Genomic DNA, 13,463 nt, shown 5'->3' with positions numbered 1-13,463 from the left:
CTGAGATTGGCCAAAAACAAAGAAGCCAAAAGGCTCCAGGAGAGCGCATGTCCCTGATCAACTACATCACTCAAATCCAGTTCGAGGTCGGCGCGATTACGCTGCTGCCCGCCGAATGCCAGCGCATTGGTATAACCCGACCTTTGATCGTGACCGACCGCGGCGTACGCGCCGCCGGGCTGGTCGACCGCGCGCTTGACGCCTTCGAAGGCGCTGACATGGCCCTGCCGATCTACGACGCCACGCCACCCAACCCAAACGAGAGCGCAGTCCGCGAAGCAGTCGCCATGTTCCGCGAATGTAATTGCGACGGCATCATCGCCATTGGTGGCGGGTCGGCCATCGACCTGGCCAAAGGCGTGGCCGTCTGCGCCCGCCATGAGGGCCCACTGAAGCGCTTTGCCGTGATCGAAGGCGGCCTTGCCCACATCACCGCCGCCACTGCGCCAGTGATTGCGGTACCGACCACTGCCGGCACGGGCAGCGAAGTCGGTCGCGGCGCCATCCTGATCCTCGATGACGGTCGCAAAGTCGGCGTGATCTCACCGCATGTAGTCCCTAAGTCAGCCATCTGCGACCCTGCGCTGACCGTAGGTTTGCCCGCCGCAATGACCGCTGCCACCGGCATGGACGCTATTGCGCACTGCCTCGAGACGTTCATGGCGCCTGCGTTCAACCCGCCGGCCGACGGCATTGCCCTGGACGGGCTATGGCGCGCCTGGCGCTTCATCACCGCTGCCACCGCCGACCCGCACAACCTCGAAGCGCGGACCAACATGATGAGCGCGTCACTGCAGGGCGCCCTGGCATTCCAGAAAGGCCTGGGCTGTGTGCATAGCCTGAGCCACGCGCTGGGCGGCATCAATCCGCGCCTGCACCACGGCACGCTCAACGCGATCTTCTTGCCGGCGGTGATTGCCTTCAATCGTCAGGCGGCGACGATGACCGCTGAACAGAAGACGCTGCGCATTGCCCAGGCCATGGGCCTGGCTGACGACAGCCAGATCGAATCGGCCCTGCGTGACATGACCCGTGCTCTGGGCTTGCCGACAGGCCTGCGTGAACTGGGCGTCAGCGAAGCGATGTTCCCAGGCATCATCCAGGGTGCCCTGGCCGACCATAGCCACCGCACCAATCCCCGTGAAGCCAGTGCCGAGGACTACCGCTGGATGCTCGAGGCGTCCATGTAAGTCCAAGCCAACAGCTAATCCCCAATAACAATAAAAGTGAACAGCCATGACCAGTAAATATGCGCAAGCCGAGCTTGACCGCACTGCGGATACGGTAGCCAGCCGAAACCCGTTCAAGAAATACCAGTTCATCACTGTCAGCCTGCTGCTGGTGATCGGCATCATCAACTATGTCGACCGCAGCGCTCTGTCGATAGCCAACACCTCGATCCAGCGCGACATGGCCATCACGCCTTCGCAAATGGGCATTCTGCTGTCGGCGTTTTCCCTGGCTTATGCCTTCTCGCAACTGCCGCTGGGGGTGATCATCGATCGCCTGGGCAGCAAACTCTCGCTCGGCGCCGCCTTGTTGGGCTGGTCGGTGGCGCAGACTGCCTCGGGCCTGATCAACAGCTTCTCGGCATTCATCGGCCTGCGCATCGCGCTGGGCATCGGCGAAGCGCCGATGTTCCCCTCGGCGGCCAAGGCCCTGGCGGAATGGTTCGAGGCAGAAAAACGCGGGACGCCCACCGGCATCGTGCTGTCCTCGACCTGCATCGGCCCGTGCATCGCCCCGCCGCTGCTGACCCTGCTGATGATCAACTGGGGCTGGCGCGGGATGTTCATCGCTACCGGCGTGTTCGGCATCGTCATCGCGCTGTGCTGGTTCGCCTTCTACAAGAGCAAGGAGCGTTACCTGGCTGAATTGCCTGCCGAAGAACGCGAGCGCCTGCTGGCGTCGCAGACTCAGCAACAGGCCAACGTGGCACCAAAGCCAAGTTTGAAATCCCAGCTCAGCGCCTGGGCTGAACTGTTCCGCCACAAGAGCACCTGGGGCGCAGTGCTGGGCTTCATGGGCGTGATCTACATGCTTTGGCTGCACCTGACCTGGCTGCCCGGCTACTTCGAGCGTGAGCACGGTCTGGGCCTGTATCAGACCGCCTGGGTGGTGTCACTGGCTTACGTGTTCGGCGCCTTGGGCACCATCGTCGCCGGCCGGCTCTGCGACCGCCTGGTGAAAAAAGGCGGCACGGTGCTGGGCAGTCGCAAACGGGTGGTGATCAGCGCGTTGCTGGCAGCAGCGGCGTTCACCGTGCCCCTGGCCTTTGGCAGCGGCATTGTGCTCAGCCTGGCCCTGCTCTGCTGCGCCTTGTTCAGCATCAACATGGCCAGCTCCACCGCCTGGATGATCGCCAACACCATCGTCGACAGCCGCCAGGTCGCGTCATTCGGCTCCATTCAGAACTTCGGCGGCTACCTGGCAGGATCGGTGGCACCGATCGTCACCGGCTTCAGCATTCAGCAATCGGGCTCGTTCGCCTCGGCATTCCTCATCAGCGCCGTCGTCGCAGCGGTTGCCGCCATGGCTTACCTGTTGCTGTTGAAGCAGCCGATTTCTTCTGACAAGTAACTGGTTTACGGAGTAGAGCAATGCCACTTACCGGCGAACAAATAATCGGGCATCAACTGATTCGTGGCCAAGGCCGTGAACTGCTGGCGATCAACCCCGCGACTGAAGAGGCCATCCCCGCCCCTGTGTTCAACTGCGCCAGCGCCAACTTGGTCAAACAGGCGTGCGAGCTTGCCGACCAGGCGTTTGACAGCTTGCGTTCGACCAGCCCGGAACGGCGCGCGCAGTTTCTCGAAGCGATTGCCGACGGTATCGTCGGCCTGGGCGCAACGCTGCTCGAGCGCGCCCACAGCGAAACCGGGCTGCCTCTGGCCCGCCTGGAAGGTGAGCGCGGGCGTACCGTGGGCCAACTGCGGCTGTTTGCCTCGGTGCTGCGCCAAGGCCGCTGGCAGCAGGCGACCTTCGACTCTGCCCTGCCCGACCGAGCGCCACTGCCGCGCCCGGATCTGCGTATGTGCAAGGTGGCGCTGGGACCTGTGGTGGTGTTCGGCGCCAGCAACTTCCCGCTGGCGTTCTCGGTCGCGGGCGGCGACACGGCCTCGGCACTGGCCGCAGGCTGCCCGGTGATCGTCAAGGCGCACCGAGCACACCTGGGCACCAGTGAGCTGGTCGGGCGCGTGATCCAACAGGCTGTACAGCGGCTGGAGCTGCCCGAAGGCACTTTCTCGCTGGTGGTGGGTGACGGCAATGACGTTGGCCAACAACTGGTCGCCCACCCGGCCGTCAAAGCCGTTGGCTTCACCGGCTCGCGCAGCGGTGGCCTGGCCTTGCTACGGGCAGCCGCAGCGCGTGCCGAGCCGATCCCGGTGTACGCCGAGATGAGCAGCGTCAACCCGGTGTTCCTGCTGCCAGGCGCACTGGCAGCGCGAGCCGAGACAATAGCCGCAGGCTTTGCCGACGCGCTGGCACTCGGCGCCGGCCAGTTCTGCACCAACCCAGGCATCCTGCTGGCCGTTGCAGGGCCCGAGCTGGAAACGTTCGTTGCCCGTGCCGGTGCCTGCCTGGCTGACAAGGCCAGCCAGACGATGCTCACAACGGGCATTCACCAGGCATACCTGACCGGCCTGCAACGGATCGCTGCGCAGCCCGACACAGCACTGGTCGCCGCTGGCCAGCCGCCTTCTGGTGCGACGCAAGCGCAGGGTCATCTGTACCGCACGACCTTCGCCAATGTCGCGGCCAACCCGCAGCTGCTGGAAGAAGTGTTCGGCCCTGCGGCAATCGTCATCAGCTGCCAGAGCGTGGACCAGATGCTGGCCTTCGCCAGGTCGCTTGAAGGTCAGCTGACGGCAACCCTGCAGTTGACGGAGCAGGACCTGGAGGTTGCGCGCAGCCTGGTTCAGACGCTGGAGAAGAAAGCCGGCCGGCTGCTGGTCAACGGCTTTCCTACCGGCGTCGAAGTCTGCGATGCGATGGTCCATGGCGGCCCCTTCCCGGCCACCTCCGACAGCCGCAGCACGTCGGTCGGCTCGACCGCCATCGAGCGCTTCCTGCGACCGGTGTGCTATCAGAACCTGCCGGATGCCTTGCTGCCTGACGCGCTCAAGCAAGACAACCCACTGCAGATCTGGCGCCAGCTTGACGGGGTAACCACAGCGCCGCTTGGCTGAATGAGCTTCGCCAGTAGCCAGCGCGTACGGTGCCCTGGTTACTGGCATCCGCCTGTCAAATACTCACCAGCTCGGTCACCGGCAGTCGATTGGAAGTCTTCAGCTCACGCAGGGAAATATTGGACCTGATACTGGAAACGCCCGGCAGGGTCCTCAGCACTTTTTCGACAAACCGGCTGTAGCTGTCGAGATCTCTAGCCACTACCTGCAACAAAAAGTCGGCCTCCCCCGTGGTGTTGTGACAGCTCAGCACCTGCGGCGCCGATTCGATGATCCGTTCGAATTTTGCAGTCGCTTCCTCACTGTGGTCCGTGCAGGAAATCTGCACGAAAGCCATCACCCCAAGGCCCAGCTTCTTCCTATTGAGCACTGCCTGGTAGCCTTCGATGACCCCACACTGCTCCAGGCGCTTTTGCTTTCGCCAACAGGAGGCTTCGCTCAAGGACAACTGCTCGGCAAGCTTGACGTTGGACAGCCTGCCGTCGCGTTGCAGTCTGTCTGATATCGCAACATCTACCTTATCCAGGCGTTCGGTCATGAAAGGACTCTTCAAAAGAAATGACTTTAAGCGACGTTAATTTCAGCCAACCCTCAAAGTCAATTGCACTCTGAAAGGCAATTTCAGCTTGATTGCGGATAATTGGCCGCACCCCAAGCGCTGAACCAGATTGTGCTGCCATGCACACGGAGGTCGTTGCCATGAAAGCTGTAGTGTACGAAGCCTTTAACCAGCCACCGCGCCTGATGAGCGTCGCCGACCCAACCCCGGAGCGTCACGGCGTGGTCATCGAGGTCAAGGGCACCGGCGTATGCCGCAGCGACTGGCATGGCTGGAAAGGCCATGATCCCGACATTCAGTTGCCACACGTGCCAGGGCATGAACTAGCCGGAGTCATTGCCGAGGTCGGCAGCCACGTCAGCCGGTGGAAAGTCGGTGACCGCGTTACCGTACCGTTCGTGGGGGGTTGCGGGGCATGCCCGGAATGCAACAGCGGCAATCAGCAGGTCTGCCACAGCCAGTTCCAACCTGGCTTCACCCACTGGGGCTCGTTCGCCGAATACGTAGGCATCCACCACGCGGATCTGAACCTGGTCACGCTACCCGAATCGATGGACTATGCCACTGCTGCTAGCCTGGGCTGTCGCTTCGTCACCTCATTTCGCGCGGTAGTCGATCAAGGCAAGGTCAGCGCGGGCCAATGGGTCGCCGTGCACGGCTGCGGTGGGGTTGGCCTGTCCGCGGTGATGATCGCTCACGCCCTGGGCGCGAATGTGGTGGCAGTCGATATCGCCGATGACAAACTGGCGCTGGCACGCACGCTGGGCGCCGTTGCCACGATTAACGCCACTCAGGTGGCGGACGTTGCCGAAGCGGTGATGGAGATTACCAAAGGCGGTGCGCATGTATCGCTGGACGCGCTGGGCCATCCGACTACCTGCTTCAACTCGATCAATAACCTGCGCCGTCGCGGCAGGCACGTACAGGTGGGCCTGATGCTCGCCGACCACGCCAGCCCGGCCGTGCCGATGGGCAAGGTGATTGCGCATGAACTGGAAATCTGCGGCAGCCATGGCATGCAGGCACACCGCTACGATGCCATGCTCGAGATGATTCACAGCGGCAAGCTGGCCCCGGATAAGCTGGTGGGCAAGACCATCAGCCTTGAGCAGTCGATTGATGCACTGGTGAACATGGACCGGTTCGAGACGGCAGGCGTGACGGTGGTCACGCAGTTTTGAGGTGGTGGTGAACCTTGCCTACTGAGGCCGCTGCGTAACTGCCTCAGCGGGCGACCAGCCCCCACCTAACGCTCGGTACGCCGCAATTGCCGCACGAGCGGCTTCCGTTTGTGCCACCGCCCTGGCATCCGAAGCACGCAGCAGTTGCTGATCAGCATTGAGCACGTTGATCAGGCTGGCGGCGCCCTTTTGATAGGCCGCAAAGGACGACCGCCGTGCCTGCTGCAGCGATGACTCGCCAGCCGCAAGCGTAGCGGCTTGCGCCTGGCGGTTGAGCAACGCTGACAAGGCATTCTCGACATCTGCCGACGCCCTCAGCACCGACTGCCGATACATCGCCAAAGCCTCAGCCTCACGCCCCTTGGCTCGATCAATCTCAGCGTTGATCCGGCCAAAGTCGAACAGCCGCCAGCGCAGCCCCAGCAACACAGCTGACTGGCTCGCCCCACCACTGAACAACTGGCCACCCGAGGTCGTCGCACTGCCCAGCAACGCACCCAGGGAAAACTTCGGATAATACTCGCTGATCGCGCTGCCAATTGAGGCATTGGCAGCGGCCAGTCTGCGCTCGGCGGCGATCAGATCGGGCCGGCGCCGCAACAGATCAGCGGGTGCGCCGATGTCGGTGAGTTGGGGTGCCTGGGGAATCGCCACCCCAGCCACAAGCGCTGCACGATGGGTCCCCGGCGGGCTGCCGAGCGTTACATCAAACGCGTTGAGCGCCGCGTCCAGCGCCGTACGCAACAGCGGCGCACGGGCCTCGACCTGCGCCAGCTCACCCTCGGTCTGGCGCAGCTCGGCATCTGCGGCAACGCCTTTGCGGTTGAGCACCTGCACTTTGGCCAACAGCTCACGCTGCGTCTGCACCTGCTGTTCGACGATAGCCAAGCGCGCCTGCAGCCCGCGCACGCTGGCATACAGGTCAGCGGTCTGCGCAGCCACGGCAAGCCGCGTCGCCACTGCCCCGGCTTCAGAAGCCTGGTACTCGGCCAGTGCGGCTTGGCGGTCGCGGCGCAGTCCGCCGAACATGTCGATTTCCCAGCCCGCAACCAGGTTGAGCTCATAGCTGTTGCCGTAACGGTCATAGCCAGGCGTTGAATCAAGCACCTGACCCAAGGGTGTCTGAATCGACTGATAGGCACGGGCCGCCTGGCCATCCACTCCGGCAGACGGTGAAAGCGCTGCGTTGGCTGAACCCAACGCGGCCCGAGCCTGAGCAAGCCGCGCCTGAGCCTGGGCCAGGTCGAGGTTCTGCGCCAGCGCCTGGCGGACAAACCCGCTGAGGGCCGGATCAGCAAAGCCTGTCCACCACTGATCGAGGTTGGCTACGGCACCTGCCGATTGTGGCTGCGTCCCCGCCCGGCCCTGATAGTGATCGGCAAGCGGTGCCTGCGGCTGTTTATAATCAGGCCCCACCATGCACCCTGCAGGCAGGCTGGCGCTCAGGATGAGGGCGATGCTTCGATAAAGCTGCATGATGATTCCCATGACCGTTACAGGTTGTGACCATATTATAGATTGGTCACTGACTGTCAATCCGGCCCTCAGCAGAGTACGCTTTGAGCATGACGACAAATACCTCCCCAGCGCCCACTCGCGGCCCAGCCGACCATGATGTCCGCGATCAGGTCATCCAGGCGGCCATGCTGCATTTCGCCCATTACGGCTATGAAAAGACCACGGTCTCGGACCTGGCCAAGGCCATTGGTTTTTCCAAGGCATACATCTATAAATTCTTTGATTCCAAGCAGGCCATTGGTGAAGTGATCTGCGCCAACCGGCTGACGATGATCAGGCAACTGGTGACCACCGCCATCGCCGATGCGCCTACTGCCTCAGAGCAGATCAGGCGGCTATTCCGCGCCATTGCTGAGGCAGGCAGCGACTTGTTCTTCCACGAACGCAAGCTGTACGACATCGCCGCAGTGGCCTCGCGCGACCAGTGGCCGTCAGTCCAGGCACATGGGGCGCACCTTCGCCAGGTCATTCAACAGGTCTTGATAGAGGGTCGTGAGGCAGGCGAATTCGAGCGCAAGACACCGCTGGATGAAACGACCGAAGCGATCTATCTGGTGCTCAAGCCCTACGTCAACGCAGCGCAACTGCAGTACAACCTGGACTCGGTTGAAACGGCCGTGGTGCAGCTGCCGGCGCTGATTCTGAGGAGCCTGGCGCCTTGAAACTCAAGTTGTGACCATTGACAGATTTAGTCACTATAACAAAAATGGGATTCCCTGATGCCTTTGAGTAATGGATCCCATGCGCCTGCACCCTGCCGCATTTGCCAGTTGCCTGCTGCCCATCGTCCTGGTGGCGTGCGGCGATTCGTCTGTCAGTAAAGACCCCCGCGACCAGCCACCGCTGGTCAGAACGGCGCCAGTGGCAAACGCCTCTGCCGCAGCCCGCGCCTTCACCGGCGTAGTGGTCGCCCGCACGCAGAGCGACCTGGGCTTTCGCGTGCCGGGCAAGATCCTTGAACGGCTGGTCGACACCGGGCAAACGGTGCAGCGCGGGCAGCCACTCATGCGCCTCGACCCGGTTGACCTGAAGCTGCAGGCACGTGCGCAGCAAGAGGCGGTTGCAGCTGCCCGGGCACGGGCCAAGCAGGCCAGCGACGACGAAGCACGCTATCGCGGGTTGGTGGCTGAAGGCGCCGTGTCCGCCTCGGCCTACGACCAGCTCAAGGCGGCTGCAGACTCGGCCACGGCTCAGCTCAAAGCCGCCCAGGCGCAGGCGGACATGGCCAGCAACGCCACCAGCTACGCGGTACTGCTGGCCGATGCCGACGGCGTGGTGATGGATACCCTGGCTGAGCCTGGGCAAGTCGTCAGCGCTGGCCAAGCGGTGGTCAGGCTGGCCCGAGCCGGCCAGCGCGAGGCCGTGGTCCACCTCCCTGAAACTCTGCGCCCAGCCGCTGGTTCGGTCGCGCAGGCCACGCTGTATGGCAATCAAGCTCAGAGCGTTCCGGCCAGATTGCGCCTGCTGTCCGAAGCCGCCGACAGCACCACCCGCACCTTCGAAGCCAGGTATGTGCTGGCTGGGCCGCTGGCAAACGCGCCGCTGGGCGCGACCATTACTCTCGTGCTTGCCCCCCAGATCACCGAAGAGAATGCCCGCCAGGTGCCGATTGGTGCCCTGTACGACCCTGGCAGCGGCAGTGGCGTCTGGGTCGTTGCCGGGCAACCGGCCAAGGTCGCATGGCGCCCGGTTCAGGTGCTCGGAATCAGCGACGATGCGGCGCGGGTAGCCGGCGATCTGGCTGCCGGCGAACAGGTCATCGCCCTCGGCGCGCACCTGCTACGCAATGATCAGCCGGTGCTGGTCGCCCCCGCAGTTAACGTTGCCGGGAGCCAGCCATGAGCGCATCGCGTTTCAATCTGTCGGCGCTGGCGGTGCGCGAGCGCGCCATCACCCTGTTTCTGATTGTGCTGATCGCCTTCGCAGGCGCGCTGGCGTTCTTCAAACTCGGCCGCGCTGAGGACCCACCCTTCACCGTCAAGCAGATGACCATCGTCAGCGCCTGGCCCGGTGCGACAGCGCAGCAGATGCAGGACCTCGTCGCCGAACCGCTGGAAAAGCGCATGCAGGAGTTGCGCTGGTACGACCGCAGCGAAACCTACACCCGCGCCGGGCTGGCCTTCACCATGGTCTCGCTGCTGGACCGCACCCCACCCTCCCAGGTGCAGGAGGAGTTCTACCAGGCGCGCAAGAAGCTTGGCGATGAAGCCAAGGCGCTGCCGGCCGGCGTGATCGGGCCGATGATCAACGACGAATTCTCCGACGTGACCTTTGCCCTGTATGCGCTCAAGGCCAAAGGCGAGCCACAGCGCCAGCTGGTGCGCGACGCCGAGGGGCTGCGCCAGCGCCTGCTGCATGTGCCGGGGGTGAAGAAGGTCAATATCATCGGCGAACAGGCCGAGCGGATTTTTGTATCATTCTCCCATGATCGCCTGGCGACCCTGGGCGTCACACCGCAAGCGATCTTTGCCGCGCTCAACGAGCAGAACGTGCTGACCCCGGCCGGCTCGGTCGAAACCCAGGGCCCGCAGGTGGTGGTGCGGGTCGATGGCGCCTTCGATCAACTGGCGAAAATCCGGCAGACGCCGGTTGCAGCCCAGGGGCGCACATTGACCCTGGCCGATGTGGCCAAGGTGGAGCGCGGCTATCAGGACCCTGCGACCTTCCTCGTGCGTAACGGCGGTGAGCCGGCCCTGCTGTTGGGCGTGGTGATGCGCGAAGGCTGGAACGGCCTGGAGCTGGGCAAGGCGCTGCAAGCAGAAACAACGAGCATCAACCAGGCCATGCCGCTGGGCATGACGCTGAGCAAGGTCACCGATCAGGCGGTCAATATCAGCGCCTCGGTCGACGAGTTCATGGTCAAGTTCGTGGTCGCCCTGCTGGTGGTGATGCTGGTGTGCTTCATCAGCATGGGCTGGCGGGTGGGTATCGTGGTCGCGGCCGCCGTGCCGCTGACCCTGGCCATGGTCTTTGTGGTGATGGCGGCGACCGGCAAGAGCTTTGACCGGATCACCCTGGGGTCGTTGATTCTGGCGCTGGGACTGCTGGTCGATGACGCCATCATCGCCATTGAGATGATGGTGGTGAAGATGGAGGAAGGCTACGACCGCTTCCAGGCCTCGGCCTACGCCTGGAGCCACACCGCGGCGCCCATGCTGGCCGGCACGCTGGTGACGGCCATCGGCTTCATGCCCAATGGATTCGCCCAGTCCACCGCCGGTGAATACACCAGCAACATGTTCTGGATCGTTGGTATCGCGCTGATTGCCTCGTGGATCGTGGCGGTAGCCTTCACGCCCTACCTTGGGGTCAAACTGCTGCCGCACATCAAGACGGTGCCAGGCGGCCACGCCGCGATCTACAACACCCGCCACTACAACCGCTTTCGCTCGCTGCTGGCGCGGGTGATTGCGCACAAGTGGCTGGTAGCGGGCGCGGTCATCGCAGCCTTCGTGGCTGCGGTGCTGGGTATGGGCCTGGTCAAGAAGCAGTTCTTCCCCACCTCCGATCGGCCAGAAGTGCTGGTTGAGCTGCAGCTGCCGTACGGTACCTCGATCGAGCAGACCAACGCCGCAGCCATCAAGGTTGAGACGTGGCTACGTAAGCAGGAAGAGGCCAAGATCGTCACCTCGTACATCGGCCAGGGTCCGCCGCGGTTCTTTCTGGCGATGGCGCCCGAGCTGCCTGACCCTTCGTTTGCCAAGATCGTTGTGCTCACTGACAGCCAGGAAGCGCGCGAGGCGCTCAAGCACCGTCTGCGCCAGGCGGCCGCCGAAGGCCTGGCCCCCGAAGCCCGCGTGCGGGTGACGCAACTGGTGTTCGGCCCATACTCACCGTTCCCCGTGGCGTTCCGGGTCACCGGCCCGGATACCGCGCAACTGGGTAAAATCGCCGCGCGCGTGCAAAGCGTGATGCAGGCCAGCCCGCTGTTGAAGACGGTAAACACTGACTGGGGCACGCGGGTGCCGACGCTGCATTTCTCCCTGGATCAGAACCGTTTGCAGGCGGTTGGCCTGAGCTCTGCAGCGGTCGCCCAGCAACTGCAGTTTTTGCTCAGCGGCGTGCCGGTCACGGCGGTACGCGAGGACATCCGCCTGGTGCAGGTCGAGGCGCGCGCGGCTGGCGACACCCGGCTGGATCCGGCCAGGATCGAAAACTTCAGCCTGGTTGGCGCCGCCGGGCAGCACATTTCCCTTGGCCAGGTTGGCGAAGTCAGTGTGCGCATGGAAGACCCACTGCTGCGCCGGCGTGACCGCAGCCCGACCATCACCGTGCGCGGTGATACCGCCGAAGGCCTGCAGCCGCCGGATGTGTCCGCGCAGATCTGGCAGGCGCTGCAACCGATCGTCACGACGCTGCCGGCGGGCTACCGGGTCGAGATGGCAGGTTCGATCGAAGAGTCGGCCAAGGCCAGCCAGGCGATCGTGCCGTTGCTGCCGATCATGATTGCCCTGACCCTGCTGATCATCATCCTGCAGGTGCGCTCGATCTCGGCGATGGTCATGGTGTTTCTCACCTCACCGCTGGGTTTGATCGGCGTGGTGCCGGTGCTGTTGCTGTTTCAGCAGCCGTTTGGCATCAACGCGCTGGTCGGGCTGATTGCGCTTTCGGGAATACTCATGCGCAACACCTTGATCCTGATCGGGCAGATTCATCAGAACCAGAGCGCCGGGCTGGATCCGTTCGATGCAGTGGTCGAGGCCACGGTGCAGCGCGCCCGGCCAGTGCTGCTGACGGCACTGGCGGCGATCCTGGCGTTTATCCCGCTAACTCATTCAGTGTTCTGGGGCACGCTGGCGTATACCCTGATCGGCGGCACGCTGGTCGGCACCATCATGACGTTGGTGTTTCTCCCGGCGATGTATTCGATCTGGTTCAGGATTGGGGTGCAGCCACGCAGTGTGGAGATAACGACCTGACGATGTGAGCGTGGGAATTTGGGGCTGCTTTGCAGCCCTTTCGCGACACAAGGCCGCTCCTACAGGGGACCGCGTCAGCAGGTATTGCGCGGTCCCCCTGTAGGAGCGGCCTTGTGTCGCGATAGGGTCGCGCAGCGGCCCCATTACCCGCGACTAGACCCACCTAGCACAACTGGCTACGCTGCTGCTTCGCTCCCTTGGAGAAGCACATGACCGATACCCATCGCGGCAGTTGCCTCTGCGGCGCCGTCAGCTACCAGCTACTCACGCCGCCAAAAGCCGTCAGCCACTGTCATTGCAGTCAATGCCGCAAAGGCCACGGCGCCGCATTCGCGTCGTACGCCAGCGTGCCACGCGACGCGCTACGCATCCTCAGTGGCGAGTCGAGCATCAGGGCCTATGCATCATCAGCCACAGTAAAACGTGAGTTCTGCAGCGAGTGCGGATCAACGCTGTTCTGGTCGCGCTCAACGGGTGAGTTCGCTGACTGGGTTTCGATTGCACTGGGCACGCTCGACACACCGTTGCTGCCAGCCAAACAGAAACACGTTCATCTCGAGTCAGCAGCACCTTGGTACACCCCCAACCCAAGCCGGGGCATAGGATGACTTCTGTGATTCGACCGGCAACCGTGGCGGACGCAGCAGCAATCAGCGCGGTCGTGATTGGCGCATTGCGTGTGTCCAACGCCAGGGACTACTCAGCAGACATCATTGAACAGGTGCAACGCAGTTTTTCACCCGCAGCGGTCGAGCAACTGATTGCCTTGCGTGATGTGTATGTCGCAACTCTGCAAGATCAGGTAGTAGCTACGGCGAGCCTGGATGGCGGTGTGGTGCGCAGTGTATTTGTGAGTCCTGATTATCAGCGCCGCGGGGTTGGGCAGCAATTGATGCGCAAACTTGAGGCAGTGGCGCAAGCCAGAGGCCTCGGCGTGTTGAGCGTGCCCTCGTCGATTACTGCTCAGGCATTTTATCGGCGCTTGGGCTTCAGCGAGGTTCGCGACGAATTTCACGGTGCCGAGCGCACGATCATCATGCAAAAGACATTGCGATAGAGGCAGAAGCGGCCCAACTCCACGAGCGCACCGTGAATC

Annotated in this window: 11 protein-coding genes; 9 read left to right on the top strand and 2 right to left on the bottom strand. The window is 63.2% G+C overall.

What is annotated here, in order from left to right; genetic code table 11:
• Window positions 1–47 precede the first annotated feature (47 nt).
• The 3 genes from CXQ80_RS09075 to CXQ80_RS09065 are packed head-to-tail and all read left to right on the top strand — an operon-like array spanning window position 48 to window position 4,190.
• Window positions 48–1,190, top strand: coding sequence for an iron-containing alcohol dehydrogenase (locus CXQ80_RS09075; RefSeq protein WP_101318604.1), 1,143 nt, complete (start codon window positions 48–50; stop codon window positions 1,188–1,190).
• Window positions 1,191–1,236: 46 nt separating this feature from the next.
• Window positions 1,237–2,580 (top strand): MFS transporter, encoded by a 1,344-nt coding sequence (locus tag CXQ80_RS09070; RefSeq protein ID WP_101318603.1) that lies wholly within the window; start codon window positions 1,237–1,239, stop codon window positions 2,578–2,580.
• 20 nt (window positions 2,581–2,600) lie between these two features.
• Entirely contained in the window at window positions 2,601–4,190 is a 1,590-nt protein-coding gene (locus CXQ80_RS09065) for an aldehyde dehydrogenase (NADP(+)) (RefSeq protein WP_101318600.1), read from the top strand.
• A gap of 55 nt (window positions 4,191–4,245) precedes the next feature.
• Here the strand turns inward: CXQ80_RS09065 and CXQ80_RS09060 are convergent, their stop codons facing one another.
• Entirely contained in the window at window positions 4,246–4,728 is a 483-nt protein-coding gene (locus CXQ80_RS09060; RefSeq protein WP_101318597.1) for an Lrp/AsnC family transcriptional regulator, read from the bottom strand.
• Window positions 4,729–4,889: 161 nt separating this feature from the next.
• Here CXQ80_RS09060 and CXQ80_RS09055 point away from each other — a divergent pair, with 161 nt between their 5' ends.
• The gene (locus tag CXQ80_RS09055; protein WP_101318595.1) at window positions 4,890–5,930 is read left to right on the top strand and encodes a zinc-dependent alcohol dehydrogenase family protein; all 1,041 of its coding nucleotides are present in this window, start codon (window positions 4,890–4,892) and stop codon (window positions 5,928–5,930) included.
• 18 nt (window positions 5,931–5,948) lie between these two features.
• Here the strand turns inward: CXQ80_RS09055 and CXQ80_RS09050 are convergent, their stop codons facing one another.
• On the bottom strand, window positions 5,949–7,406 hold the full coding sequence (locus CXQ80_RS09050; RefSeq protein ID WP_101318592.1) for an efflux transporter outer membrane subunit: 1,458 nt from the start codon (window positions 7,404–7,406) through the stop codon (window positions 5,949–5,951).
• Window positions 7,407–7,495: 89 nt separating this feature from the next.
• On the opposite strand from CXQ80_RS09050, the gene CXQ80_RS09045 reads away from it, so the two are divergent.
• The 5 genes from CXQ80_RS09045 to CXQ80_RS09025 all read left to right on the top strand — a co-directional run bounded on the left by CXQ80_RS09045 (window position 7,496) and on the right by CXQ80_RS09025 (window position 13,424).
• Complete coding sequence (locus CXQ80_RS09045; protein ID WP_101318590.1) at window positions 7,496–8,110, top strand: TetR/AcrR family transcriptional regulator; 615 nt, start codon at window positions 7,496–7,498, stop codon at window positions 8,108–8,110.
• Window positions 8,111–8,189: 79 nt separating this feature from the next.
• Window positions 8,190–9,290 (top strand): efflux RND transporter periplasmic adaptor subunit, encoded by a 1,101-nt coding sequence (locus tag CXQ80_RS09040; protein WP_101318588.1) that lies wholly within the window; start codon window positions 8,190–8,192, stop codon window positions 9,288–9,290.
• Window positions 9,287–12,367, top strand: a complete 3,081-nt coding sequence (locus tag CXQ80_RS09035; protein WP_101318586.1) for an efflux RND transporter permease subunit — start codon at window positions 9,287–9,289, stop codon at window positions 12,365–12,367. Before CXQ80_RS09040 ends, CXQ80_RS09035 begins: the two co-directional genes overlap by 4 nt.
• Window positions 12,368–12,576: 209 nt before the next feature.
• The gene (locus tag CXQ80_RS09030; RefSeq protein WP_101318584.1) at window positions 12,577–12,975 is read left to right on the top strand and encodes a GFA family protein; all 399 of its coding nucleotides are present in this window, start codon (window positions 12,577–12,579) and stop codon (window positions 12,973–12,975) included.
• On the top strand, window positions 12,972–13,424 hold the full coding sequence (locus CXQ80_RS09025; RefSeq protein WP_101318582.1) for a GNAT family N-acetyltransferase: 453 nt from the start codon (window positions 12,972–12,974) through the stop codon (window positions 13,422–13,424). Before CXQ80_RS09030 ends, CXQ80_RS09025 begins: the two co-directional genes overlap by 4 nt.
• Window positions 13,425–13,463 lie beyond the last annotated feature (39 nt).

This window comes from Pseudomonas sp. 02C 26 (assembly GCF_002843585.1).
Classification (GTDB): domain Bacteria; phylum Pseudomonadota; class Gammaproteobacteria; order Pseudomonadales; family Pseudomonadaceae; genus Aquipseudomonas; species Aquipseudomonas shirazensis.
The sequence above is the reverse complement of the archived record's forward strand: the minus strand, read 5'-3'. Positions and strand labels throughout refer to the sequence as shown.